The sequence below is a fragment of the Mycobacterium sp. NPDC003449 genome (genome assembly GCF_053588415.1).
The window spans coordinates 1-26,157 of the sequence record NZ_JBSFPX010000022.1 but is presented as its reverse complement, the minus strand read 5'-3'; the positions used below and the strand labels follow the sequence as shown (position 1 = coordinate 26,157).

23 protein-coding genes are annotated in these 26,157 nt (G+C 66.9%); 9 read left to right on the top strand and 14 right to left on the bottom strand.

Features of this window, described 5'->3' with window-relative positions:
* Window positions 1–34: 34 nt before the first annotated feature.
* Window positions 35–508: a (2Fe-2S)-binding protein gene (locus ACWDTP_RS08985; protein ID WP_450018684.1), complete on the top strand. Its 474-nt coding sequence runs from the start codon at window positions 35–37 to the stop codon at window positions 506–508.
* Window positions 509–516: 8 nt separating this feature from the next.
* Window positions 517–2,640, top strand: coding sequence for a molybdopterin cofactor-binding domain-containing protein (locus ACWDTP_RS08980; protein WP_450018682.1), 2,124 nt, complete (start codon window positions 517–519; stop codon window positions 2,638–2,640).
* On the opposite strand, the gene ACWDTP_RS08975 is transcribed toward ACWDTP_RS08980, so the two are convergent.
* Window positions 2,624–3,685, bottom strand: coding sequence for an alpha/beta hydrolase family protein (locus ACWDTP_RS08975; protein WP_450018680.1), 1,062 nt, complete (start codon window positions 3,683–3,685; stop codon window positions 2,624–2,626). The genes ACWDTP_RS08980 and ACWDTP_RS08975 overlap by 17 nt on opposite strands.
* 87 nt (window positions 3,686–3,772) lie before the next feature.
* On the opposite strand from ACWDTP_RS08975, the gene ACWDTP_RS08970 reads away from it, so the two are divergent.
* On the top strand, window positions 3,773–5,311 hold the full coding sequence (locus ACWDTP_RS08970) for a phytoene desaturase family protein (RefSeq protein ID WP_450018678.1): 1,539 nt from the start codon (window positions 3,773–3,775) through the stop codon (window positions 5,309–5,311).
* Between the two features lie 24 nt (window positions 5,312–5,335).
* Here ACWDTP_RS08970 and ACWDTP_RS08965 read toward each other — a convergent pair whose 3' ends face one another.
* From ACWDTP_RS08965 to ACWDTP_RS08945, 5 genes are read right to left on the bottom strand one after another with little or no spacing between them, the layout of a single operon-like run.
* Window positions 5,336–6,556 (bottom strand): LVIVD repeat-containing protein, encoded by a 1,221-nt coding sequence (locus ACWDTP_RS08965; RefSeq protein WP_450018676.1) that lies wholly within the window; start codon window positions 6,554–6,556, stop codon window positions 5,336–5,338.
* 8 nt (window positions 6,557–6,564) lie between these two features.
* Window positions 6,565–7,749 (bottom strand): LVIVD repeat-containing protein, encoded by a 1,185-nt coding sequence (locus tag ACWDTP_RS08960; protein ID WP_450018674.1) that lies wholly within the window; start codon window positions 7,747–7,749, stop codon window positions 6,565–6,567.
* On the bottom strand, window positions 7,746–8,843 hold the full coding sequence (locus ACWDTP_RS08955; RefSeq protein ID WP_450018673.1) for an ABC transporter substrate-binding protein: 1,098 nt from the start codon (window positions 8,841–8,843) through the stop codon (window positions 7,746–7,748). The genes ACWDTP_RS08960 and ACWDTP_RS08955 overlap by 4 nt, the downstream gene beginning before the upstream one ends.
* A gap of 33 nt (window positions 8,844–8,876) precedes the next feature.
* Window positions 8,877–9,722, bottom strand: a complete 846-nt coding sequence (locus ACWDTP_RS08950; RefSeq protein WP_450018671.1) for an ABC transporter permease — start codon at window positions 9,720–9,722, stop codon at window positions 8,877–8,879.
* Window positions 9,719–10,588: an ABC transporter ATP-binding protein gene (locus ACWDTP_RS08945; RefSeq protein ID WP_450018669.1), complete on the bottom strand. Its 870-nt coding sequence runs from the start codon at window positions 10,586–10,588 to the stop codon at window positions 9,719–9,721. The genes ACWDTP_RS08950 and ACWDTP_RS08945 overlap by 4 nt, the downstream gene beginning before the upstream one ends.
* A 180-nt stretch (window positions 10,589–10,768) precedes the next feature.
* On the opposite strand from ACWDTP_RS08945, the gene ACWDTP_RS08940 reads away from it, so the two are divergent.
* The 4 genes from ACWDTP_RS08940 to ACWDTP_RS08925 all read left to right on the top strand — a co-directional run bounded on the left by ACWDTP_RS08940 (window position 10,769) and on the right by ACWDTP_RS08925 (window position 15,047).
* Window positions 10,769–11,668 (top strand): ABC transporter substrate-binding protein, encoded by a 900-nt coding sequence (locus tag ACWDTP_RS08940; protein WP_450018667.1) that lies wholly within the window; start codon window positions 10,769–10,771, stop codon window positions 11,666–11,668.
* Between the two features lie 66 nt (window positions 11,669–11,734).
* On the top strand, window positions 11,735–12,769 hold the full coding sequence (locus ACWDTP_RS08935) for a LacI family DNA-binding transcriptional regulator (RefSeq protein ID WP_450018665.1): 1,035 nt from the start codon (window positions 11,735–11,737) through the stop codon (window positions 12,767–12,769).
* A gap of 93 nt (window positions 12,770–12,862) precedes the next feature.
* Window positions 12,863–13,807, top strand: a complete 945-nt coding sequence (locus ACWDTP_RS08930) for an NAD(P)-dependent oxidoreductase (RefSeq protein WP_450018663.1) — start codon at window positions 12,863–12,865, stop codon at window positions 13,805–13,807.
* Entirely contained in the window at window positions 13,800–15,047 is a 1,248-nt protein-coding gene (locus ACWDTP_RS08925) for a M24 family metallopeptidase (protein ID WP_450018661.1), read from the top strand. The genes ACWDTP_RS08930 and ACWDTP_RS08925 overlap by 8 nt, the downstream gene beginning before the upstream one ends.
* A 22-nt stretch (window positions 15,048–15,069) precedes the next feature.
* Here the strand turns inward: ACWDTP_RS08925 and ACWDTP_RS08920 are convergent, their stop codons facing one another.
* The 7 genes from ACWDTP_RS08920 to ACWDTP_RS08890 form a co-directional block, all read right to left on the bottom strand.
* A complete protein-coding gene (locus ACWDTP_RS08920; RefSeq protein ID WP_450018659.1) occupies window positions 15,070–15,789 on the bottom strand; it encodes an ABC transporter ATP-binding protein in 720 nt (239 codons plus the stop codon).
* Window positions 15,789–17,621 (bottom strand): branched-chain amino acid ABC transporter ATP-binding protein/permease, encoded by a 1,833-nt coding sequence (locus tag ACWDTP_RS08915; protein ID WP_450018657.1) that lies wholly within the window; start codon window positions 17,619–17,621, stop codon window positions 15,789–15,791. Before ACWDTP_RS08915 ends, ACWDTP_RS08920 begins: the two co-directional genes overlap by 1 nt.
* Window positions 17,618–18,502 (bottom strand): branched-chain amino acid ABC transporter permease, encoded by an 885-nt coding sequence (locus ACWDTP_RS08910; RefSeq protein WP_450018655.1) that lies wholly within the window; start codon window positions 18,500–18,502, stop codon window positions 17,618–17,620. The genes ACWDTP_RS08915 and ACWDTP_RS08910 overlap by 4 nt, the downstream gene beginning before the upstream one ends.
* Entirely contained in the window at window positions 18,502–19,725 is a 1,224-nt protein-coding gene (locus ACWDTP_RS08905) for an amino acid ABC transporter substrate-binding protein (RefSeq protein WP_450018653.1), read from the bottom strand. The genes ACWDTP_RS08910 and ACWDTP_RS08905 overlap by 1 nt, the downstream gene beginning before the upstream one ends.
* 101 nt (window positions 19,726–19,826) lie before the next feature.
* Entirely contained in the window at window positions 19,827–21,005 is a 1,179-nt protein-coding gene (locus ACWDTP_RS08900; RefSeq protein ID WP_450018735.1) for a carbon-nitrogen hydrolase family protein, read from the bottom strand.
* 82 nt (window positions 21,006–21,087) lie between these two features.
* Complete coding sequence (locus ACWDTP_RS08895; RefSeq protein WP_450018651.1) at window positions 21,088–22,257, bottom strand: dihydrolipoamide acetyltransferase family protein; 1,170 nt, start codon at window positions 22,255–22,257, stop codon at window positions 21,088–21,090.
* The gene (locus ACWDTP_RS08890; RefSeq protein WP_450018649.1) at window positions 22,257–24,443 is read right to left on the bottom strand and encodes an alpha-ketoacid dehydrogenase subunit alpha/beta; all 2,187 of its coding nucleotides are present in this window, start codon (window positions 24,441–24,443) and stop codon (window positions 22,257–22,259) included. Before ACWDTP_RS08890 ends, ACWDTP_RS08895 begins: the two co-directional genes overlap by 1 nt.
* A gap of 133 nt (window positions 24,444–24,576) precedes the next feature.
* On the opposite strand from ACWDTP_RS08890, the gene ACWDTP_RS08885 reads away from it, so the two are divergent.
* Both ACWDTP_RS08885 and ACWDTP_RS08880 read left to right on the top strand, forming a co-directional pair.
* Window positions 24,577–25,101, top strand: coding sequence for a VOC family protein (locus ACWDTP_RS08885; protein WP_450018647.1), 525 nt, complete (start codon window positions 24,577–24,579; stop codon window positions 25,099–25,101).
* Window positions 25,102–25,125: 24 nt separating this feature from the next.
* Window positions 25,126–25,821: a GntR family transcriptional regulator gene (locus ACWDTP_RS08880; protein WP_450018645.1), complete on the top strand. Its 696-nt coding sequence runs from the start codon at window positions 25,126–25,128 to the stop codon at window positions 25,819–25,821.
* Between the two features lies 1 nt (window position 25,822).
* Here ACWDTP_RS08880 and ACWDTP_RS08875 read toward each other — a convergent pair.
* A partial coding sequence (locus ACWDTP_RS08875) for an AMP-binding enzyme (RefSeq protein WP_450018643.1) occupies window positions 25,823–26,157 on the bottom strand: 335 nt, incomplete at its 5' end.

Sequence of the window (26,157 nt, the reverse complement as noted above, 5' to 3'; positions counted from 1 at the left end):
GACACCAGCGCCCGCCCGTTCGGGAGACGCAGACATGGTCTCGGCCCGGCTCGTCGTCAACGGCCACGAGTATCACGTCGACGTGCCGGCGGGCACATCCCTGCTGGAGGTGCTGCGCAACGACATCGGCGACAAATCACCGAAGTTCGGCTGCGGCCTCGGCCAGTGCGGGGCCTGCTTCGTCTGGGTCGACGGGCATCCGACCCCGGCGTGCGACACCCCCGTCGAGTATGTCGGCGGTGAGGTGCGGACTCTGGCGGGCCTCGGTCGACCCGACGCCCTGCACCCGGTCCAGTCCGCGTTCCTCGAGCTGCAGGCCGGGCAGTGCGGCTACTGCATCGCCGGAATCATCATGAGTGCCGCCGCGCTCTTGCGCGACAATCCGCGGCCGACGCGCGACGAGGTGTCGGCGGCGTTGGACCGCAACCTGTGCCGGTGCGGCACACATCTGCGTTTCGTCGACGCGGTGCTCGCGGCGGCGGGATCGGCACCAGGTTCGGAAAGGTGACACCGCGGGTGCAAGGAGCGCATGAGGGTCCCGCACTGCCCGCGTCCCTGGTCACCAACCCCTGGATCTCGACGTGGCTGACCATCGCCGAGGACGGGGCGATCGGGCTGCGCGTCGGTAAGGTCGAGCTCGGCCAGGGGATCCTCACGGCCCTGACTCAGATCGCCGCGCACGAACTGGATGTTCCGCCCGAGGTGGTCCGGGCCGCCGCGACCAACACCGTGACGTCACCGGACGAGGGCCTGACCGCGGGCAGTCTGTCGATCACCGTCTCCGGTGCGGCGGTCCGGCGGGTCTGCGCCGAGGCTCGTGAGGTGTTCCGCCGAGCGGCGGCGCGGATGGCCGGGCTGGACATCGAGCAGATCCGGTTGGTCTCGGGTGTATTCGCCGGCCCGGACGGTGCCCGGATCGGCTCGTACGCCGACCTTTCCCAATCCGTCGACCTGCGCGTGCGGGTCGGTGACCCGTCCATGGAGGTCGAGTTCGCCGCCGGGACGTCGAAGGACCTGGCCCGCGTCGATCTGCCCGACAAGGTCCTCGGCCGGGCGCGCTTCATCCACGACCTGGAGTTCGACGGCATGCTGCATGCCAGGGTGGTGCGGCCCCCTGGGCCGGGTGCCCATCTCGAAGACGTCCCACTGGAGAGCATTTCGACCATGCCCGGTGTCGAGCAGGTGGTGCGCGATGGTGATTTCGTGGGCGTCATCGCCCGTCGCGAAGGGCAGGCCGTCAAGGCGGCGGAGGCCATGCGCTCCGTCGCGTCGTGGTCGGCGGGTATCGAACTGCCCGACCCCGACGACATCGAGGGCTGGTTGCGCAGCGCCGACGCCGAGACCAACCCGATCCGTGCCGACGGAGCCCGCCACGGCGGCGCGCCGACCGTCGCCGCCACGTTCTTCAGGCCCTATCTGGCACACGCGTCGATCGGCCCCAGCTGTGCCATCGCGCGGTACGCCGGCGAACGCCTTGAGGTCTGGAGTCACAGTCAAGGCGTGTTCACCTTGGGACGCGCCATTGCCGACGCCATGGGCCTGCCTCCCGATGCGGTCGTGGTCCAGCACGTCGAGGGACCGGGCAGCTACGGCCATAATGCGGCCGACGACGCCGCGCTGGACGCCGCGTTACTCGCTACGAGGGTGCCGGGCCGGCATGTGCGGGTGCTCTGGAGCCGGGCCGACGAAATGTCGTGGGAGCCGTTCGGCCCGGCGATGGTTGGCGACGTCGCGGCCAGCGTCGATGCGAACGGGACGATCACCGACTGGTCGTACGAGTTGTGGACGAACGGCCACACCGCCCGACCCGGCTACGCGCCGCGCCATGCCCTGCTGGCCGACGCGCATCGCGCCGGGGCCGACATGCTTCCTCCGTCCGTCGACCCACCGGCCGAGCGCGGTCACGGCGGGGCGCGCAACGCGGAACCGTATTACGACATCGCCAGGGTCGACGTAGCCGTGCACCGACTGCTGACGATGCCGATCCGGACATCGTCATTACGCTCGCTCGGCGGTCATCTCAACACCTTTGCGCTGGAGTCCGTCATCGATGAGCTGGCCGGGGTGACCGGTCGCGACCCGCTGCAGATGCGGCTGGCGCACCTGTCGGACCCTCGCGCCCGTGAGGTACTGAACACCGCTGCCGCGGCGGCTGATTGGGGAGCGCGGGTCCCGGACGGCCACGGCCGGGGAGTGGCGTTCTGCCGCTACAAGAACCGGAGCTCCTACTGCGCCGTGGTCGCCGACGTGGAGGCGACCGACCGGTTACAGGTCCATCGCCTGACGATCGCCGTCGATGTCGGTGCGGTGGTGAATATCGACGGGGTGCGCAATCAGATCGAGGGCGGCGCCGTCCAGGCCACCAGTTGGGCGCTGTTCGAAGGGGTGCGTTTCGACCGGCAGTCGGTCACCAGCACCGACTGGGAGTCCTACCCGATCGCCCGGTTCAGCGAGGTGCCCGCGGTGGATGTCCACGTGCTGGACCGTCCCGACGAGCCGTCACTGGGAGCGGGCGAGGCGACCCAGGGGCCGGTGACGGCCGCGATCGGCAACGCGCTCGCCGACGCACTCGGCGTTCGCATCCGCACGCTGCCGTTCACACCCGAGAACATCGTGGCAGCGATCAACGCGGCTCCGTGAGCCGGGCCGCCATCCAGTCCGCCGTGCGATACCGGTGGGCGGCAAGCACGTTGGCGCAGCCATGATTACCGTCCGCCAAGAGCAGGAACTCGCTGCCGTCGACCTCACGGTGTAGCCGCTGTGCCTGTTCCCACGGAATCAACCGGTCCTTGCGGCCCGCGACGACCAGCGTCGGGCACCGCAACGACGACGTCCGGCCGTCCATGGTGAGCGTGAGCGCCAGCGCGCGGGCATCGTTCTGGTTCTCCGAACCCGACCGGACGGTGAAAGTCTCCCGGGTCAGAGCCGGCAGTGCTTCCCAGTTCTCGCCGAAAGTATATGGTCCACAGAGGCTTACGCATGCTTTGACCCGCTCTTCGCCACTGGCGAGCCGGGGTGCGTAGTAGCCGCCGAGGCTCACTCCCCAGACGCCGATGCGATCGGCGTCGATATCGTCGCGCGCGGACAGGGTGTCGACGTAGGTGTGGCCGGGCACTTCCCAGTCCGCGCGGATCGGTAGATCGTATTCGGCCTCCCCCTGACCCGGGCCGTCCACGCTGAATGTGGCGAGGCCGCGTTCGAGGAAGAGCTGTTCGGTTGCCCGAAGCTCCTCCTTGGTCGAGTCGAGGCCCGGCACACAGATCACGGCCGGATGTGGCGGTGGGCGATCAGGTTTGCGCAGTATCCCGTAGATCGTCGAGCCATCGAACCCCATCTCGACCCGTTCACCGGGCGGGTCGAGATGCGGCAGCGCGGCATCGAGGCACCGCACGGCCGCCCGGTGGGCGGCCCGCATCTGCTCCAGGTCGCGGACGTAGACGAACTTCGCGAAGTGGTACACGACCGACGCGGTACTCAGGTGCGCGCCCGCGGAGCGGAGGCGGCCCTGCGCGAGCGCCTCGGTCCCGAGGTCTTCATGCACGCTCGCCGCCGCCGACCAGGCCGCACACCAGTCGTCCCACGACTCCAGCCCCGCCATCACCCGGTCGAAGTCGGCCGCGGGCACCCCGTTGGCGGTGAACCGGGGACCCCAGTGCGAACGGGCCGAGGCGACGTATTCGTCCACGTGTATCCCTCTTCGGCACGCGCTATTGCAAACGATTGCGGAGACTTCTACCGTAGCAGGAGAAAAGCCACAGACGGAAGGACGACGGTGCCCTCCTCGAACTACCCGGTCAGCGATGTCATCGTGGTGGGCGCCGGGCACAACGCGCTGGTGTGCGCGGCGTATCTGGCCGAGGCGGGTCTTTCGGTCGCCGTGCTCGAAGGCCGCGAGGTGATCGGCGGCAACACCGTCACCGAAGAGCTCACCCTTCCGGGATGGCAGCACGACTCATGCTCGACGGCACACGTTGTGCTGCAGTCGAATCCGCTGATCCGCGATGAAGAGCTCGGGCTCATCGCACGCTACGGGCTGAGGTACATCGTCACCGATCCGGCGGTGGTCTTCCCGCTTCCCGACGGCGACCTGCTGACAGTTCACCCGAAACTGGCCGACACCGCCGCCGAATTCGCGCGATTCTCCCGCGCCGACGCCGATGCGCTGGTCCAGATGATCGACGATTGGAACTCCGGCCAGCGGACTGCGCACGCGTATCTGTCCGCGGGGCTGCGGATTCCCGACGAGCCGTGGTCGCACAGCTATGAGCGGCTGCGGGCGCGCAGCGCGTGGGACGTGGTGACCTCGACGTTCGCGCATCCGGTGACCCGGCGGGTGATGGCGTGGATGGGCTTCGCCACCATCCAGCCGCCGGAGCGACCCGGCACCGGCACGTTGCCGGCCGCGATCATGGCAGGGCGGCTGGCCTACGGCTGGGCCACTCCCGTCGGCGGCTCCGGCGCGTTGCCCAATGCCCTCGCGGCCCACATCGCCGACCACGGCGGAACGGTCGAGACGTCGGCGCGGGTGCGGTCGATGCTCGTGGAAGAGGGCCGCTGCGTCGGGGTGCGCACCGATGACGGGCGTGAGTTCCGGGCGCGCCGCGCGGTCGTGGCCGGTAGTCATCTGCGCGAGCTGCCCGGGATGCTGTCGGCCACCTCGTCCGTGGCCGATGCGGCCGCTCGGACCTGGCGTCCGGGAATCCCGTTGTTTGCGGTGCATTTCGCACTCAAGGCGGACGCCCGCTACCGATCCACCGGTGGACCCGTCACAGCGGCGGCCGGGGGCCTGGGTGGTCCGGAGGGCCTGCTCCGTCAGGTCGCAGGGGTGGCGTCCGGGCGCCTGGAGACCGAGGACCCGTGGCTGCTGATGATGTCGTCGACGGCGGTCGATCCCGGACGCGCACCGGGCGGCACGTTCAAGTTCCTCACGGCCGCGCCGATGCTGTCCAACGGCGGTGTGTGGTCGGACGCCGACGCGATGGGGTACGCACGGGTTCTTCTCGACATCGCGCGCCGCCACCTCGACGGGATCGACGACGCCGACATCCTGGCCATCAGACCGGAATCACCCACATCGCTGGCCGCGCACAATCTTTCGAATATCGGTGGTTCGTGTCATGGTGGCGAGTTCGTACTCGACGACGGCACGGTCATCCCCGGCTGGCTTGACTACCGCACCGATGTGCCCGGTCTGTACCTGACGGGCTCGACGTCACATCCGGGTGGTTCGGTGTCGGGGCGGCCCGGACGCAACACCGCGCGCACCGTGCTCGAAGACCTCGGGTTGACACCGCCGATGTCGGTGCCCTGACCTGGCGCCCGGACTCGGCGAAGGTCAGGCCAGCCGCGCGATGTGCAGGCCGTGGTTCTTATCGGAGAAGTAGATGTTTCCGCGGGCGTCGACCAGGACGTCCTCGGACTGCGTGACCAACGTCTTCGGCAACAGGCCGCGGCGTTCGACGGGATCGTCGGGCAGATACCAGGCGATCTGGCGCGGCAGATAGGCGTCGCTGATGTCGTACACCCGCAGGCCCGCGTTGAACCATGTCATGAACATCAGGTTGTCGTCGGCGAACAGTTCAGGACCTTGCGGGTGGTGCTGATTGTGCGGACCGAACCGCCCGCCGCGGGTGCTGAAGTTCGGATACCCGGCCCCCGCGACGGGTTCGGGTATTGGAAGCAACGATATGAGGCGCGGGCTCCGCTCGTCGCTGACGTCGACGATACCGGCGAAGTTGTACGGCTCCTGTTGGCGTTCGGCGATCGCTTCGGTGTTGACCAGCAACAGGTCTCGGGACGGGACGGGGATCACGGTGTGCATCGCGATCATGCTGGAAAACGCGGCGCCGATGTCCAGTCTCGAGACGAGTTTCGGGCTCTCGATGTCGGAGATGTCGAGGATGACCAACCCGGCAGCCCCGTAACTGAGGTAGGCACGGTCACCGAGGACGTAGGGCGGTCCGTGCAGGGAGATACGTCGCGGGACGGGTTCCGCGGCCGAGGTCGGCTTGCCGGCCGTGGACTGCCCGGGCAGGAACCACATCGCCACCTCCTCGGGGCGCCGCGGATCGGCGATATCGAGGATCACGTAGATGTTGCCTTCGAATCCGCTCCGACTGGCCGTCACGTGGAGGTAGCGGCCACCGGTGAAGTGGTTGCGGTGCACACCGTGTGCGCCGGTGCGCCACCGGCCGAGCAACCGCGGCAGGACCGGATCGCTGACGTCGAAGAGTCGGATGCCCTCGTCGGCGTCGCTGGCGGGATCGCCGCCCCAGGCCGGTGGCCGATGCTCGATGCCTTGAACCAGCAGCCCATCGGCGACCTGTACCTGCCACGTCGCGGCGTCTTCGGGCCCCTCGACGGCCCCGACCAGGCGCGGGTCGGTTGGGTCGGTCACGTCGAATATCGACAGCCGCGGCTCCCAGAAATGGGTCGCGTACAGATACCAGTGTTCGTCGACGACCTGCATGGCCAGCTTGAAGACGGGCTTGCCGCCGACGTCGTGATAGCCGACCAACTCGACGCCGTCGGCGGTGAAGCCCGGTGCCGTGTTCATGCCTCGGCTCATAAGGCCGCCTCCGCCATGAGATCGGCCAGCTCGGGCAGCGGCTGGAGGCAGAAGACGCCCCCGGTGCCGCGATCGGTGACCCAGATCAGGCCGTGTGCGTCGACGAAGAGGTCATTGGCCTGCGGCACCGCCGATCCCGCAGGCGCCTCGCTGACCCAGTGCGCGATCTCGCGTGGAGAGTCCGGGTCGGCCACGTCGTATACCCGCAGGCCGGCATTGAAGTACGTCGCGAATACCAACCGGTTGCTGCGAAACGACCCGTTCCGGTTCTCGTGCAAATTGTGCGGCCCGAAGCGTTGCGGGAGTTCGTCGAACGACCCGTCCGGCGCGGGCAACGCCCGCAGGTATCGAGGTGCGGCCGGGTCGGCGATGTCGATCAAGTGGATCCGTCGCTCTGCGCCGTTGGGGCCGTCGTGTTGTTGTTCGTCGGTAACCACGAGCAGGCCGCGACCCCTCAGGGGCAGGCATGTGTGGGTGGCTCCGCCTCCCCACTGCAGCCGCGAAAGCTCCTGGGGGTTCGTCGGATCGGACGTGTCGAGCACGACAAGGTTCGCATCGTCGTAGCCCAGGTAGGTGAGCTCACCTTCGGTCAGGCCGTGGTGCGCGGCGACGCGGTGACCGTCGGCCCAGTCGGCGGTCTCACCGCCCGCGGTGTGTTGTCCCGGCCACCACCAACGCCCGGCCAGGTCCGGCCGTCGCGGCTCGATCAGGTCGATGGTCATCCAGATTCGGTCGGTGAAACCGGTAGGTGCACCCGACATGTGGGCGTAGCGGCCGCCTTCCCAGACGATCCGGTGCACCCCCTTGCCTCCGGATTCCCAGAACCCGATCTGCTGCGGCTCGAGCGGATCGTCGAGCCGGTAGATCGCGACACCGGCCGAATGCGGGCCCAACGGCTTTTTCGGCCGGTATGGGAAGCGCTCGTGATTGACGAGCAGGAGCCCGTCGGCGACCTGCACCTTGTGGGTGTGGGTGTTGGCAGGCGCGTCCCACTGGGTCACCAGTTCGGGACGATCCGGAGCGGAGACATCGAGGATGGACGTGCCCGCTCCGGTCGTCCCGGCGTGCCCGACATACAGGGTGTCGCCGTGCCGCATGACCTGCATGCCATCGCCTCGTCCGTCGAGGTCGTGCTGGCCGATGAGCGCAAGCCCGTGGGACGAGGCGGTTTCCGTGGTCACTGGGCCATATCGCCGGGACCCGGCCGCAACGGGAGGTTCAGCGCCTTCTGCGCGCGCCACAACGGGACCAGGTCGACGTATTCGTGCCAGTTGGTGCCGGGTGGAATCACCTTCAGCTGGATCTGTTCGTCGACGAACTGATCCATATCCGCGACGTCGAAGCCCCCGTCGCCGGTGTGATAGTTGGCGTTCTGTTCATCGGCGTACGCATCCCGGTAAGGCTGAGGAAGATCGAAACCCTTCGCGGCCATCAGGTCGAGCACCGCATCCTTGTTGTTGATGTCGTTGATGAACTGGCGCGCCTTCAGCGTCGCGGTCAGGAAGGCCGCCGCGGTCTCGGGGCTTTCGGTGAGGATCTTGTTGGCGGCCCAGCCGTTCTGCGGCGCCCGTCCGAGCTCCTCGAAGAGGAACTTGCCACCCGCGTCCTGCAACAGGGTCTTGTGCCGGATCTGGAGACTGGCGCCATCGACGGTTCCGGCGATCACCGACTGCAGGCGCTGGTTGGACTGGCCTCCGGTGCTCACCAGGTTGACGTCCGTGTCCGGGTTGATGCCGTTGTCGGTCAGTAGCTTTCGGATCAGGAAGTCGTTGCGGCTGCCGAACTGTCCGCCGGTGATCGTCTTGCCCTTGAGGTCCTCTGGGGTGTTGATGCCCTTGCGTACACCGAGGATGTTGGTCTCGCCACCGAGATAGACCGACAGGTACCGGACCCCCGACTTCGACTTCGCCGCGGCGGCGATGCTGGTATCGGTGTCGTACAGGGCGAAGTCCACCGAGCCGCCGATCAGCGCGGGCAGCGGGTCCTCGACGGTCACGATCTCGACGTTGTCGATCCCCACCTCCTTGAAGTAGCCCTTGTCCTGTGCCACCAGGATGTCGTGATGGAACAGGTAGTACGGGTTGTCCACGGCCACGGTGACCGACTTCTTCACCTTCGACGTGTCGATGGTGGCGTCGATCTCGTCGGCGTTGGTCGGGGCGGCCGCCGCGTCATCACCGGTAGCGGCGTTGTCACCGCCGCCGCAGGACGTCAGCACCGTCGCGAACGCCAAACTGGCACTGAATAATGCGAGCAATCGCCGGCTTTTTCTCATGCAGTTCTCCTTGTCTGTGCGACGTTGCGCCGCCTACGCACGAGCGAAATCCCGCCAGGGCGCTGCCCGGCGCTCGACCCAGCGCATTCCCTGCACGAGCCCCACCGAGATGAGCGCGAGCAGCAGCAGGGTGGCGTACATCATCGGCGCATCGAACTGGTCGCCGGCCCGGTCGAGCAGGAACCCGAGCCCGCGCCCACCCCCGCCGAGCAGCTCCCCGATGAGCATCCCGACCAGCCCGCGCGCGATGCCCTGGTTGATACCGCTGATGACGAACGGCAGGGTGAACGGCAGGATCACCTTGACGTACAGCTGCGCCTCGTTCGCGCCGAAGATCCGGCCGGCCCGCACGAGCGACGGATCGACGGTCTTCACGCCCTCCATGCAGTTGACCATCATCGGGAAGACCGCCGACAGCACGATGATGGTGAGCTGCATGGAGTTACCGAAACCCAGGATGAGGATCAGCAGGGGGATCAGGGCAACCCGGGGCAGCGACGTCATCGCCCACACATAGGGACTGAGGATGAGGTCGATGATCCGCACGCCGCCCATCAACAGGCCGAGCGGGATGCCGATCGCCGCGGCGATCAGCAGGCCGATGACGAAATTCTGCAGGCTGTGCAGTAGCTGGGGACCGATGGTGCCGTCGGCGAAACCGTGGTACATGGCCGAGAACATGTCCGTGGCCTTGGGGAAGAACAGCGGGTTGATGACTTCGGACAGCGCCAGCAGCTGCCATGCCACGAAGAACAGGGTCAGGTTGATCAGCGTGATGATCAGGCTGCGGAACCGCGCCCATCTGGTGCGGGTGATCGTCTCGGTGACGGCGGTCGTTTCGGGGGTCGCGTTCGCCGTCGGCAGTGTGCCCGCGCTCATCGGTCCCCTCCGCTCTTCGCGCCAAGAGCCTCGGCCTGCAGCTGGGTCCAGATGTGCTCGCGCAGTTGGCCGAATCGCGCACTGCGTCTGACGCCGTCGTCGAAGCGGGATCTGGGCAGGTCGACGTCGATGACTTCCTTGACCCGGCCCGGCCGGCTCGACACCATGACCACCCGATCCGCGAGCGTGAGCGCCTCGTCGATCGAGTGGGTGATGAAGAAGACGGTCTGGCGCGTCTCGGCGATGATCTTCTCGAACTCCGCCTGCATGGCCTCCCGCGTCATGGCATCGACGGCGCCGAAGGGTTCGTCCATCAACAGGATCTCCGGTTCCGACACCAGCGCCCTGGCGATCCCGACGCGTTGCCGCATGCCACCGGAAAGCTCGTACGGATAGGCCTTCTCGAAGCCGGTGAGACCGACGAGCTCGAGGGCGGCACCGATGCGTTCGGCCGACACCGCCCTGGACGGGCGAGGGTGCCTGTTCTCCAGGGCGAACATGACGTTCTTGTAGACCGTGCGCCAGGGCAGCACCGCGTAGTCCTGGAACACCATGGCGCGGTCCGCGCCGGGTCCGTCGACGGTCCGGCCATCGACTCGGATGGTGCCCTCGAGGGGTTTCATGAAGCCGGCGATCATGTTGATCAGCGTGGTCTTACCGCAACCGGACGGACCCACGACGGCGAGGAACTCGCCGCGGTACACATCCAGGACCACGTCCTTGAGGGCGATGAGGCGAGTCCGCTGCCGCTGGTTTTCGTATCCGGCACTGACGCCACGAATTTCGATCAGTGGTGCCTCGGGGGTCGACGAGTCGTCGACACTTGGCCGTACGTGGCCGGTCACCGAGGGGACTGCCTGACTCATGTATCCCGAACCCCTGTCTGTGCAGGAACGTCCATACTTGCAATCGTTTGCTTTATCCTGCGGTGTGACGTGGATCATGTCAATGGCCGGTGGAGGGAAAGTCTGCCGGCGCACCGAACCGCCAGGTAGTCGACCCGCAGAGTGATCTACAAACGATTGCAGCTATGGCACCATGGGCTGATGACGCGAGCCCGGTTGCGCATCGGCACGTTCACCCCGTCACTGTTGATCGACCTGGCTCGCTCCACGGGACGGCTGGCTCGGGCGGATCTGGCGGTCAGCGAGACGCCGGTGCCCTCGTCGCCGGCCCAGTTCCGTTCGCTGGAAGCCGGCGAACTCGACGTGGTGATGACGAGCCCGGACAACGCTCTCGCCTATCGGTTCCTGCGCACGAATCCGCTCGGGCACAACCTGCCGGTAGAGATCCTGGCCGGAATCGACCGGGGGCTCGGCTTGTCGCTGTGGCTGGCCCCCTCGGTGCCCGACGTCGCCGACGTCCGTGGCCGTGTCATCGGGGTCGACGTGCCGAGTTCGGGTTTCGCCTTCGTGGCGTTCGACCTCCTGGAGCGCGCCGGCCTCGGCACCGACACCTACCGGGTCGAGTCCCTCGGCTCGACCCCGCGTCGCGCCGCTGCCCTGGCGGAGGGAATGTGTGCATCCACGGTCCTCAACGCCGGCAACGAACTGCGGGCGGAGGCGGCCGGGTGCCGTGTCGTGAACACGGTCGCCGATATCGGCCCCTATCTCGGTACCGTGATGGCGGCGTTGCCGGCCGACGACCCCGAAATCGCCAGGCGTCAGCGGCGTCTCGCGGAGGTGGTGATCGACACCGCGCGTGACATCGCCGCGGGACGGCTGCGGGCGGAGGTGCTCGAGGCCGCGGGACGGCTGCTCGGATTGGCCGAGCCGCAGTCGGCGGCACACCTTCGCTGCCTGCTCGACCGCACCCACGGTCTGATCACCGATGGACATGTCGACGCAGCCTCGATCGACACCTTGATCGACCTGAGGCGCCGGCACGCCCCGAGCCCGGAGCTCGACGCGGTGGCGTCCGCGTGGCCGACGATGCTCAGACAGTGAGGGCGCTGGATATATTGCACTGACGGAATGTGCATCCGTTTGCAGCCGAGGAGGGGAGGCGGTCCCGTGCACAGGGCCACATTGCGTGAGGTCGCGGTCACGGCCGGTGTCCACCCGGCCACGGCCTCGCGCGCCTTGAACCGGCAAACCGAGAGTCTGGTCAACGCCGAGACGGCGGCAAGGATCAAGAAGGTTGCTGCCGAGATGGGTTACTCACCGAACCCGATCGCCCGCAGCCTCAAGACATCCCGGTCAGCCAGCATCGGGCTGGTGATACCCGATCTGACCAACCCGCTGTTCCCGCCCATCGTGCGCGGCGTCGAGGACGTGTTGCGGACCGTCGGCTACAACGCCTGGATCGTCAACACCGACAACCGGCCGGACGTGGAGCAGGCCGCGGTCGAGTCGTTTCGCCAACGCAACGTCGAGGGTTTCGTGTTCGCGACAGCGCATCTGAAGCACCCCCTGCTCGATGAGCTCGCGGCGGCATCGACGCCGATGGTGCTGGTCAACCGCCGCAGCAACAGCGCCGACATCCCATCGGTCACCGCCGATGACGCGGCAGGCGTGGCGATGGCGATGGCGCACCTCGTCGACCTGGGGCACACCAGAATCGTGCATCTGGCCGGACCGCAGGATCTGTCGACCGGCGTCAATCGGCGTCGCGCATTCCTCGCCGGCCTGGAGGATCTCCATCTCCCGGCGGAACAGTCGCGGACGGTCATCTGCGACGAATGGTCGGAACAGGCAGGCGCGAGAGCGATGCGGACCCTGTTGGATTCCGGCCCGGAGTTCACCGCCGTCCTTGCCGGGAACGACCTGCTTGCGCTCGGTGTCTACGATGCGTTGTCCGAACGCGGTCTCCGCTGCCCGGATGACATCAGTGTGGTCGGGTTCAACGATATGCCGTTCATGGACAAGGTTTCACCGCCGATGACCTCCGTGCGCATCCCGCACTACGAGATCGGTGCCGAGGCGGCCCGGTTGTTGCTCGAAGTACTCCAGGATCCGAACCGTCATCCGCGCTCGCTACTGCTGCCGCTCACGATGGCCGTGCGGTCTTCGACCGGGCCGGCGTCGGCGTCCCGCAGCCGCGACTGACTCGCGCGGGGGCTGCAACCGTTCGCCACATATTGACTTGATCCGGACCGCACGGCAGGATTGCAACCGATTGCAGTCGAGGTGGGAGATTGAATGGCCGACAACGCGACGACGAGTCTTGGGTGGATCGGGGCCGGCCGGATGGGCTACGCGATGGTCGAGCGGCTGCTGGACGCCGGCCATGACGTGTCGGTGTACAACCGGACCCGGTCCAAGGCGGAACCACTGGCCCAGCGGGGCGCCAAACTCGTCGACAGCCCCGCGCAACTCGCCGACCGTGACGTCGTCTTCATCATGGTCGCGGCCTCCGACGACCTCGAGGCGGTGACCACCGGCCAGGATGGACTGCTCACCGCCGACAGCTCACCGGAGATCATCGTCGACAGTTCGACGGTTTCAGCGGCGGCCTCGGAGAAAGTCCGTTCCGTTGCCCTCGAGCGGGGGACCGCGCTGCTGGCCGCACCGGTCAGCGGCAACCCGAAGGTGGTCAAGGCGGGCAAGCTGACGCTCGCGGTGTCGGGGCCGCGCGAGGCCTTCGATCGGGTTGAGCCGCTGCTGCGCCCGCTCGGTCGGGGCGTCACCTATGTCGGTGAGGGCGAGGTCGCCCGTCTGGTGAAGATCTGCCACAACGTTTTCCTCGGCGTGGTCGCGCAGTCGCTGGCGGAGATCACCGTGCTGGCCGAGCAGGGTGGCACGAGCCGTCAGGCGTTTCTGGAGTTCCTGAACAACTCGGTGATGGGCTCGGTCTTCAGCCGGTACAAGTCACCGGCGTTGGTCAATCTCGACTTCGCTCCGACGTTCACAAATGTCCTGCTGCGCAAGGACTTCGACCTCGGCCTTGAAGCGGCCCGCGAGCACGGCGTGCCGATGCCGGTCGCCGCGCTGGCTGCCGAACTGGTGTCGTCGGCGATCGGGGCGGGCCACACCAGCGAGGACTTCGCGACCTTGCTGTTGGAGCAGGCCCGACGATCGGGAGTCGAGCTGACCTCCGAAAACGCCGATGTCGACGACGGTTTGGGGACCGGGCTCGATGGGTGAGCCACGGCCGCTGCCGGCGCCGGGACACATGGGTGTCGACTACGAGGAACGTGTCGACTTCGCCCGGCTCCGGGACTATCGGCTCGGCCGGGCGAAGGCGGCGCTGGAGTCCAGTGAGTGCGGCGCGTTTCTGTTGTTCGACTTCTACAACATCCGCTACACGACCCAGACGTGGATCGGCGGGGCCCTCGGCGACAAGATGACCCGGTACGCGCTGCTCACCCGCACGGCGGACGAACCGTGGCTGTGGGACTTCGGATCGGCCGTGCGACATCACCAGATCTACTCGAACTGGCTGCCCGACGAGAACTGCCGCCCCGGCATGCTCGGGATGCGTGGCGCCGTCGCACCGTCCGCGGGACTGATGGTGTCGGCGATCCGCGAGATCAAAGGAATCCTCGAAGACGCCGGCCTCACCGACGCCCCCGTCGGCGTCGACATCGTCGAGCCCCCGTTCCTGTTCGAGATGCAGCGTCAGGGATTGACTGTGGCCGATTGCCAGCAGCGCATGCTCGATGCGCGGGAAATCAAATCGGCCGACGAGATCATGCTGCTCACCCAGGCGGCCGCGATGGTCGACGGTGTCTATCAGGACATCGTCGAAGTGCTCAAGCCAGGGATTCGGGAGAACGAGATCGTCGCGCTGGTGAACCAGCGGCTGTACGCCATGGGATCCGATCAGGTCGAAGCCGTCAACGCCATCAGTGGGGAGCGGTGCAACCCGCATCCGCACAACTTCACCGACCGGCTGATCCGGCCCGGCGATCAGGCCTTCTTCGATATTATCCACAGCTTCAACGGTTATCGCACGTGCTACTACCGCACGTTCAACGTCGGCAGTGCGACGGCGAGCCAACGCGATGCCTACACCAAGGCCCGGGAATGGATGGATGCCTCGATCGCGATGGTCCGGCCCGGCGTCGGCACCGATGAGGTTGCCGCCGTGTGGCCGAAGGCCACCGAATTCGGCTTCGACAACGAGCTCGCCGCCTTCGGCCTGCAGTTCGGACACGGGCTCGGACTCGGCTTGCATGAACGCCCGATTATCTCGCGGCTGAACTCGATGACCGAGCCGATCGAGTTGAAGGAGGGCATGGTCTTCGCGCTGGAGACCTACTGCCCGGCCTCCGACGGCTACTCGGCGGCGCGTATCGAGGAAGAAGTGGTCGTGACCGCCGACGGGCCGCGCATCCTGACGTTGTTCCCGGCCCAGGAGCTCGTCATCGCCAACAAGTACTGAAACGCGTTGGCGCACCTAGGCCTTAGCGCTTCACACCACCGCCGAAGTACATCTGGCCCAGGTTCGGATCGGCCAGGATCTCGGCGGCGCCGCGCTGGGTGACGACCCGGCCGCTTTCCATCACGATGCCGTCGCTGGCCATCCGCATCCCGAACCTCACATTCTGCTCGACCACCAGGATTGTCTTGCCGGCCTCCCGCATCGCCATCACGGCGTCGTACACCACGCGCAGCGCCTTGGGGTCAAGACCCAGCGACGGCTCGTCGAGCAGAAGCAGCACCGGATTCAGCATCAGGCTACGGGCGAACTCGACCATCCTGCGCTGGCCACCGGAAAGGTTGCCCGCCGTCTCGCGCGCACGTTCGGCCACGATCGGGAACACCTCGGCCACTTGGGCGTAACGCTGACGGACCAGTGCCCGGTCGCGCCGGACGAGGTAGGCCCCCAGTAGCACGTTCTCGCGCACCGTGAGGTTGGGGAACAGGGCGTTGGACTGCGGAATCTGGACCACGCCGCGGCGCAGGATCTCCGCAGGCGTGCACCGGTGAATCGGTTCCCCCTGCAACGTGACCTCACCTTCGCGGGGTTGCAGCAGGCCGCTGATGGTCCGCAGGACAGTCGACTTGCCCGCACCGTTGGGGCCGACGATGCAGGCGATTCCGCCCTCGTCGACATCGATGTCGACGCCCTGCAGGACGTCGCCACCGCCGTAGCCCGCGACCACACCACGCAGCCTCAGCATCAGACCGCTCCCTCCGGCTCGAGATCGAAGTCGTCGCCCAGGTAGGCATCGATCACCGCGGGGTCGGCCTGGATCTGCCCGGGGGTCCCCGAGGCCATGGTCGCGCCGCGGCTGAGCACGTGTACCCGTGGGCACAGGTCGAGGACGAACGGCATGTTGTGCTCGACGATCAGGAACGTCTTGCCGTGTGCGTTGAGCTCACGGATCATCGCGGCCATCCGTTCGATCAATACCGGGTTGATACCGCCCGCGGGCTCGTCGAGCAGGATGAGTTTCGGGTCGAGCATGAGGATCTGGGCGAGTTCCACGAGCTTCTGCTGGCCGTAGGATAGCGCGCGGGCCGGCTGATCGCGGAAGTCACGCATCCCGACGAACGCCAGCAGTTCCTCGGCGTCGCGAGCCTCATTGCCGCTCACCGCGATATGGCCGAGTTGCGACCACGAGAAGCTGCGCTGCGGTGCGACGACGTTCTCCAGCACGGTCATATCGCCGAACAGGCGGGTGATCTGGAACGTACGGCCCAGCCCCCGGTGAGCGCGCGACCACGACGGCAGCCGCTCGATCCGTTCACCGTCAAACCAGATCTCACCGGCGTCCGGCGCGATGGTGTGGTCGATCAGGTTGAACACCGTCGTCTTACCCGAGCCGTTGGGCCCGATGAGCCCGGTGATCGAGCCTTCCAGCACGTCGAACGAGCAGCCGTCGACCGCGGTGATGCCGCCGAATCGTTTGGTCAGGTCGCTGACCCGCAGCAGGGTGCGCTCCGGTTCGGCCGCACGCTCCTCGCGGGTCGAGATCGACAGCTTGGCCGGCGTCGTGACTTCGGCGATGCGCGCCCCCACGAGTCCCGCCCGGCCGGCGCTGCGCCGGCGTCGCCACAGCTGTTCCAGGGACGGCAGGATGCCCCGCGGCAGCCAGATCACGATCGCCATCAGCAGGCCGCCGAACAGGTACAGCCGGATGTTTCCGCCGCCGAAGTTGTTGTTCGCCACCTCGTTGAGGGATTCGACGATGAATGCGCCGACCACCGGTCCCCACAACGTGCCGTTGCCGCCGACCAGCACCGACAGCACGATCTGAACACTGAGCAGGATGCCGAACATGCCGCGCGGGTCGATGAAGGTGAGGTAATACCCATAGACGGCGCCCGCCATGCCGACCATCACGCTGCTCGCGACGAAGCCGATGATCTTGTTGACCGGGAGGTTGATGCCGATCGTCGCGGCCTTGGTCTCATCGCCGCGAATGGCCATCAGGCCCATGCCCAGTTTGGTGCGGCGAATCCACCACGACAGTGCGAGTTGCAGGATCAGCAACACCATCAAGGAGTAGTAGAACGGCCAGTTCGCGATGTCATGGCTCCACGACGGCAGCGGGAGCGTCAGGCCACTGGTGCCGTTGGTCAGACTCACCCAGTTGGTCGCGACGACACCGGTCAGAAACAGGAATGCGACGGTGATGATGACGAACGCCGCACCACTCGAGCGCAGCGACACCAATCCGAGGCCGAGGGCGACGACGGCGGTGACCAGCCCGGCCACGGGCACCCACAGCCACGGCGACGGTCCCTCGATCTTGGTGGCGAGCACGCCGACCGTGTAACCGCCGAGCCCGACGAATGCGCCATGGCCCAAAGAGACATAGCCGGCGTATCCCATGATGATGTTCAGGCCGCTGGCCGCGATCGCGAAGACCAGCGACAAGATGATCATGTTCTGGTAGTAGGCGTCGTCGGAGACGACAGGGAACAGCAGCAGGAACCCGGCGGCCACCACCGCTGCCGCGCAGCCGAGCCGGCGTGGCTCGCTCAGCGATCCTCTCCAGTCGGTCACAGGACACTCGCATCCTCGCGGCGGCGGACACCGAGCAGACCCTGCGGGCGCAGCAGCAGCACCGCGAACACGATGAGGTAGGGGAACGCGGTCGCCCACGCGGCCGAGACGTAGGCCGAGGTGAATGTCTCTGCGAGCCCGAACAGCAACGCGCCGAGGATGGCTCCGTTGAGGCTGCCCAGCCCACCGAGCACCACGATCGCGAGCAGTCGGGCGATCCACATGTAATGGGTGCCGGGGACGAATGAGTACAGCACCCCGACGATCGCCCCACCGGTGCACGCCGCCGCCATGCCGAGACCGAAGACCACGGCTCCGACCGATGCGACCTTGATGCCGACCAACTCGGCACCGGTCGGGTTGTTGGCCGCGGCCCGGATCGCCCGTCCGAGCCAGGTGCGGGTGAGGATCACGCCGAGCACCAGAAGTACCGCCACGGCGACCGCCCCGCCGTACACCTGGGCCTTCGGCACGTAGAACGTGCCGAGGCTGAAGGATTGACTGCCGTAGCCCGGCGTCATCGAGGTGGCGTTGTTACCCCAGATCACCCCCATGGTGGCCTCGACGACGAGCGCGAGGCCGAAAGTCAACAGCACGGTCGAGGCCATCGGTGCCGTTCGCACCGGCGCGATGGCCACCTTGTAGATCACCCAGCCCAGCCCGAACGACACGGGGGCGATGAGGGCGATCGCGAGCATCGGGTCGATACCGAGTTTCGACCACGCCGTGAACGCCAGGAATGCGCCGAGGATCAAGAACGCGCCGTGGGCGATGTTGACGATCCGCATCACCCCGAACACCAGGGTCAAGCCACTCGCGGCCAAGGCGTAGACGCCACCGACCAGCAGGCCCAGCACCGTGAACTGCAGGAACTCCAGCATCAGACGTTCCCGGGCTCCCAGCCCATAACGGTGTGGTCGGTCGTCGCGAATTGCTCGGGCAGGATGTATTCGACCTGGCCGTTCTGCCACTGGCCGGTGAGGAACTCACCTTGTGGGCGTCCCGCGTCGTCCCAGCTCAAGTCGCCGAGGATGGTCTCGACGGAGTTGGCGCGCAGCCAGTCGGCCATCGCCGCCTGGTCGTTGATATCGCCGACGGCTTCGACGGCGGCCTGCAGCACCTGGGCCGCACCGTAGGCGTCGGCCGCGTCCTCCGGCGGCAGCCCACCGAACATCTCTCCGTACTTCTTGACGAATTCCGCGTTGCCCGGTGTCGCCGCCTGCGGGGCGTGGCTGATCGCGAAGATGATGCCTTCGGTGTTCCCTGGGCCGATCGCCTCGGCGTACTCGTCGCCGAGGCTTGGGGCCGTGGTCTGATACAGCCATCGCGGCTTGAAATCGGCCTTGAGCATGGACCGGATGAATCCGACGCCGTCGTCGAAGAACGCGCCGTGCACGACGAGATCGGGATTGGCCGAGCGCACCTTGCTCACGAGCGTGTCGAAGTTGTTCAGGTCGGGCTGGTAGGTCTCGGCGAGCACCGTTGTGATGCCCGCGCCTTCGAGCACCTCGCGGATGCCCTCGACGTTCGGTGTCACGAACGGATCGTCGATCGTCGGGTAGGCGGCGGTTTTGGGTCGATCGGCCTCTGGCAGTTGGGAAATCCAGTCGGCGAACGCTTTGCCCTGTTTGTCGGCAGTGGCCTGCTGGGAGAAGAACACGTATTTCATACCGCGTTCGAAGATCTCCGGAGCGCCGCCGGCAGGCTCGATGTAGAGCATGCCGTTCTTCTCGGCGACGGCCGAAGCCGGCAGGTTCAACAGCGACGAATAGGTACCGATGAGCAGGTCGACCTTGTCATTGCTGATCAAGGCGTTGTAGTCGGCGACGACGGTGTTCTGGTTGGACGCGTCGTCCTTGATCACCAGCTCGACCTGGCGGCCCAGAAGCCCGCCGTTCTCGTTGACCATGGCCGCCCAGACCTCATACCCCTCCTTGGCGGCCTTGCCCTGCTGGGAGAACTGCCCGGTCAGCGGAATGGACGCACCGATCTTGATCGGGGCGGAGCCGTCCTCGCCGCCGCCTCCACCGCACGCAACCGCGCCGATCACCAGGCACGCGATCGCCAGTATCCCGGCGATGCGCCGTCCTCCACGTCCGTTCACGGCCGCTCTCCTTTCGATTTGCAATCGATTGCGGTAACTCGAACTATTGTGATGCGCACCACATCTGTCAAGCATCCGGCGCCGGCGCGCGGGCCCGCACCTCAGCCGTCACCACCCCCGCCGATCCCGATCGCTCGCTGGCGGACGAGTTCGATCGCCGGCGCGGCGTCGTAGCCGGCCTGCATCACCGACGGCGGCTGGGCGCGTCCATCCGGCGTCGCGTTCGCGATCCCGAAGATCTGCGGCGACGCGGCGTTGACGGTGAGCGCAAAGATATCGGGCCGGTTGTAATGGCCGGCGAAATCGTGCCGGAGCTTCATTCGCACGGCGATGTCCAGGTCGAGATCGGCATACAACACCGCCTCTTCGTTGCCCAGAGGGCCGGCGATGATCCGGCTGTCGGGAGCTGCGATGACAGAACCGCCGCAGAAGTCGGGGTCGCGGATAACCGCCTCGTCCTTGGGCGACAGCTCCAATCGGTCGATCGCCGCATCGTCGATCGTGCCGCAAGCGCTGACCACAAACGCCTTCGACATCTGCGCGAACGCCCTCGAGTCGACGGTGACCCGGTCGCGCATCGGTGTCCCGATGGCGGGAAAGTGGTTGGGCCAACTCATCACATGCACCCGGGAGTACTGGGCGGTCACCGCGAATATCGCCAGCGGGTTGGAGTTCTCGCCGCAGATCAGTGCGCTCGTCGGACCGAAACGGGTGTTGACCACCGCGAGGCTGTCGCCGTCGCCGCCGGTGTGCACCAGCCGCTCGCCGACCGTCGGCATGAGCTTGCGCCGCTTGCCGAGCAACGTGCCGTCCGGCCCGAGAAAGACCTGGCTGTTGTACAGCGTGCCCGTCGTGTTCGGGATTTTCTCGCAGACCCCCATGACGACGTAGGCCTGCGCGTCGGCGGCTGCCCGACCCAGTTCGTCGACCTCCGGCCCCGGGATCTCGACAGCGTTTTTGAACAGCTCGACGCTGAGCCGGGTGGCGACCTCACCGGTGCCCGGATGGAAGTGGAACCAGACCGGATGTGCGGGTATGAAGCCTTCAGGGAAAGCGATGATGTCGGCGCCGCGCGCCCCGGCCTCGCGGATCAGGGTGCACGCCTTCGCCGTGGACCCTTCGCGGTCGAGGAATACCGAACTGGCCTGGACGGCGGCCGCCCTGACCGTCGGAAACTCGTCACCACCCACTGTGGTCAACCTCCAGTCGGAGCGCGTCTGCAAGAAGGGGCAAACGTTTGCAGGACGCCGGATTGTCAAACCGTACGCGTGACCGGACATCGCGGTCAAGGGTCTGGCCGCGACCTTGCCGCTGCGATCCTGAACACGCTGTACACCAAAACATTTCACCTAGTTTCGATTCTCAGATCAGGATGGTCAGGGGGTTCTCGATGCGGCGGACAAAGGCGCCCATCCAGCGCGCGGCGACCGCTCCGTCGATGACCCGGTGATCGGCCGACAGGGTGACCGTCATGACGGTGCCGACCCTGAGTGCACCGTCCTCGACGACGGGTCGCCGGATGGCAGCGCCGACCGCGAGGATGCCGGACTGCGGCGGATTGAGAATGGCCGAAAACTCTGCGACGCCGAACATTCCGAGGTTGGACACCGAGAAGCTGCCGCCCTCCAGCTCTTGCTGTCGGATCCCGCCGTCCCTGGCCCGCTGCGCGAGATCGGCGACGCGTTCTGAGATCGTCGACAGCGGGGTCGTGTCCACCTCGCGCAGCACCGGCGTCAACAGACCACCCTCGACGGCCACCGCCAGCGCGATATCGGCGTGGTGGTAACGACGCACCGAATCACCGTTCCAGATCGCGTTGGCTTCCGGAACCTCGATCAGCGCGCCTGCCACCGCCTTCAGCACGAAGTCGGTCAACGACACCTTGGTCGCGGCGACCTCGTTGACCTGGCGCCGGATCTCGAGCAGATCGTCGACCCGGCAATCCGCGACGAGGTAGAAGTGCGGCACCGTGGTCTTGCTCTCGGTGAGCCGCCGGGCGATCGCCCGGCGCATCCCCGTGAGCGGGATATCGGTGAAGTTCCCTGCGTCCGACCCGACGGCCGGTGTCAGGGACGGCTCGGGAGGCCCAACGACGGGTTCGGCCATCGGGAGCCGGTCCAGATCGCGCCGTACGATCCGCCCGCCCGGACCGGTGCCGGTCACGCTCGCCAACTCGATTCCCCGTTCACGCGCGAGTTTTCGCACCAATGGGGTGGCGAACAGTCGCCGGTCGCCGGCCGCCGGTACGGCCGTCCCGTTGGGTGCCGGGGCATCGAGGTCGGCGGTGCCCTCGCCCGGGGCCAGCACCACCGCGATCGGCTCGCCCACATCGATTGTTGCGCCCGGCGCGGCGAGCAGCCGGCCCACGGTGCCGCTCACCTCGGCGGCGTACTCGACCACCGCCTTATCGGTTTCGATCTCGGCGATCGGGTCACCGACGTCGATCTGCTGTCCTTCCGCGACGAGCCAGGTCTGAATGACGCCCGCACCGGCGTTGGCCAGCACCTCCGGCATCCGCACCACGGTCGGCATCAGCGCTGCCCCATTCCAACCCGCACCTTCTCCAGGCCGGCCAGCACGTCTTCGGTTCCGGCGATCGCCGCGCGTTCGAGGACCTTGGAAATGCTCGGCGAAGCCTCGCCGCCGGTCACCCGTTCGACGGGTTGGTCCAGCCAGTCGAAGAGCCTGCGCGCGATCTCGTCAGCGAGCCAGCCACCGTAGGAGAATCCGCGAGCGCCTTGTTCGACGAGCAGCACGGCGTTGGTTTTCCGGACGCTGGCCGCGATGGTGTCCCAGTCGATGGACGCCCGGTCCAGCCAGCGCAGGTCGATCAGCTCGGCGTCGACATCGGATTGGTCGATCGCTTCCAGGCAGTGCCCCACCATCGACAGATAGCTGATGACGGTGACCTCGGACCCGGTGCGCCTGATTGCGGCACGACCGGGCGGAATGATGTAGTCGGGTTCCCCTTCAGGAATCCGGTCGGCCGCGCCGTAAAGATCGACGTGTTCGATGACGAGCACCGGATCATCCAGGGCCAGAGCGGCATTCATCAACCCGATGTAGTCGGCCGCGGTAGAGGGCGCCACGATTCGCCAACCCGGGCTGGTGGCGAAGATTCCCGCGGGGTCCATCAAGTGCTGAGACCCGTACCCCGAGCCCATCGCGACCTTGGTGCGCAACACCAACGGCACCGGATTGTCCCCACCGAACATGTGCCGCGCCTTGCCGATCTGGTTGAACACCTGATCGGCGGCCACCCACATGAAGTCGGGATACATGAACTCGACCACCGGCCGGAACCGGCCATCCAGTGCCAGTCCGCCGCCGATGCCGATGAAGGCGTTCTCGCTGATCGGGGTTCCCACCAATCGCTCATCGCCGTATTTCGCCAGCCCTTTGGTGGCGCCGTTGGTGCCGCCGCCGAGATGGTGCACATCCTCACCGAACACCACGATGCGGTCGTCGCCTGCCATCCGCCGGTCCATCACGGCGGCCACCGCCTCGACGAATTTCGCTGCGCGCCAGGGGCCTCGGTGCATCGCCGGGTCGAGCACCGCGAGCGCTCCGAGCTCGCTGGCTTCGCTTCGCACTCCGACGTCGACAAAGCCGGGATCGGGCCACAGCTGCGGCCGGATGCGACGCTTTCCGGCGTGGTCGGGGTCGGCCTCGACCAACTCGGCTGCGGCGGCCGCCATCGCGTCCTGCGCCTGCCGGCGCACCGACGTCACCCCCGCCTGGTCGATCAGGCCGAGCGCGATCATCTCCCGCGCTACCCGGTCGAGTGGGTCGCGCGCACGCCAGTGTGCCTCTTCATCCTTGCCTCGGTAGCCGAATGCACTGCCCGGGTACGGCCCGTTCTGGTGGAAGAACCGGTACACCTCGACTTCGATGACCGCGGGTCCGGCGCCGCTGCGCATCCGTTCGGCCGCCTGCTCGGTGGCGAGGTGCACCGCCAGCGGGTCCATACCGTCGACGCGCCAGCCGGGAATGCCGAAACCCTGTCCGCGCACCGACATCCGAGCGTCGGCGGTGATCTCGTCGACCCGGGTGGACACGGCGTACAGGTTGTTCTCGATGAAGAAGCAGAACGGTAGTTTCCATGCGGCGGCGAGGTTCATCGTCTCCAGCACGGAACCGATCTGGCCGGCCCCGTCGCCGAAATAGCTGATGGTGAGATCGTCGGTGCCGCTGTGCTTCTGGGCCCAGGCGTTGCCCGCACCCATGGGGACTCCCCCACCGACGATCGCGTTGGTGCCCAGCGCCCCCGCTTCGAACCATTGCAGGTGCATGGATCCGCCGCGACCCCGGCAGTAGCCCTGCGCCAGCCCGAGGATCTCGGCCAGCGTCCGTTGCAGCACCCGCTGGACTTTCGGGGTGACCACGGCGGCCGGGTCGATCACCCCGCCCGTGACGTGGGTCAGTGCCTTGGCAAGGAACTGATGGTGGCCGCGGTGCGAGCCGTTGACGGCATCGGTGGAACGCAGGCCGACGATGGAACCGACCGCGCCGCCCTCCTGTCCGATGCTGGAGTGTGCGGGGCCGTGCAGCAGACCTTCGCCGGCCAGCTCGAGCACGGTTTCCTCGAAGGCGCGGATGAGGTGCAGTTCGGCGAGAATGGTGCCGAGCAGCTGGGGGGAAGCGGCTTTCCAGTCGTCGTCGGTGGTCGACAGCTCGACCCAGGCGACACCGGTCTCGAGGCGTTGTTCACGTGGCATGTCCTTACCTCCGTCGGCAGCGAATCTACGCTGATTGGATACACATCGGCGAGGATTATGCGAATAATGCACGAATACGGTGGCAAACGTCGACTACTGTGACGCTATTGGATCCACTCGTCAGGAGGTCGGTATGGCGTTACCGGGACTGGTCGGCACGGACCACATCGGCTTCACCGTGCCCGACCTGGAGCAGGCCCACGACTTTTTCGTGCGGGTCCTCGGGTGCACGCACGTCTACACACTCGGGCCGTACCAACACGATGACGACTGGATGCGCGAGCATCTCAACGTCCACCCGCGCACGGTGATGCGGCGGCTGCACTTCTACCGGTGCGGTACCGGGGCCAATTTCGAGGTGTTCGAGTACGAACCGGCCGACGGCCAGGCGGGCATTCCACGCAACAGCGATATCGGCGGCCACCATCTGGCGTTCTACGTGCATGATATCGACGCGGCCGTCGCCTACCTTCGGGCCGAGGGGATTCGGGTCCTCGGTGAGCCGACCGCGAGTAGCAACGCCAGTGCGGGCCAGAGCTGGGTGTACTTTCTCAGTCCGTGGGGCATGCAGTTCGAACTGGTGAGCTTCCCGGACGGCAAGGCCTACGAGAAGGACGCGAAGGTGTTGCTGTGGAACCCGAACCAGCCAGCACAGTGAAGCCGGAACGGGATCGGAGGCGTCATGGCCCAACCGCAGGTGCGTGACGGTGTCACCGGATCGCGGGTCGCCGACGAGTTGCGCGCGGCGATCCTGCATGGTGACTACCCGCCCGGTGCCCGGTTGCGCCAGGAGGAACTCGCCGGCCAGTACGGTGCGAGCCGGGTGCCGATCCGTGAAGCCCTGCGGATTCTGGAGTCCGAGGGCCTCGTGGTCACGGTGGCCAACGCCGGCGCATGGATCGCGAGCCTGAGCCTCGACGAGTGCGCCGAGCTGTACCAGGTGCGCGAGCGGATCGAACCACTTCTGTTGCGCTACAGCATGCCCCACCTGACCGAGCCCGACATCGACCGCCTGGGCGAGCTGGCCGCGCAGATGAGCAGCACCCGCGACGTCGAGCACTTCCTCGAGCTCGACCGGGAGTTCCATCTCGGCGGCTATCGCGGGGCTGACACCACGTTTCTGCGCCCGACCGTCGAGCGGCTGTGGAACGCCACCCAGCACTACCGGCGGGCCTTCACCCGGTTGCTGGATGTCGAGAGCAATCGGATCGTGCACGATGAGCATCACATGCTCGTGGCGGCGATCCGTGACAACGACCCCGACGACGCCGAGCGCGTGCTGTTCGGCCATATCCGCCGGACCCGCTTGCAGCTGACCCGGCATCCCGAGGTCTTCTCAGGATCCGGATCGGACACCCCTTCCGGGCCAGAGGCTTAGGTCAGCCGCCGGACCGCTCGCTCCGGATCCGCTTCTTGTCGTACTTGCCATACACGGTCACCGGAATGCTGTCAACCACCTCATAGGACTTGGGTCGCTTATATGCCGCCAACTCAGCCCGGCAGTGCCCGACGAGGGAATCCTCGAGCGCAGAGCGGTCCAGACCCGCCTGCGATGGCTCGGGAACGACGAGCGCGTGGACCGCCTCACCCCAATCAGCGTGCGGCAAACCGACAACCGCTGCTTGCGCGACCGCGGGATGGGTCGACAGGGCCGCCTCGACCTCCACACAGTAGACGTTCATCCCGCCGGTGATGATCATATCCGCGAGCCGGT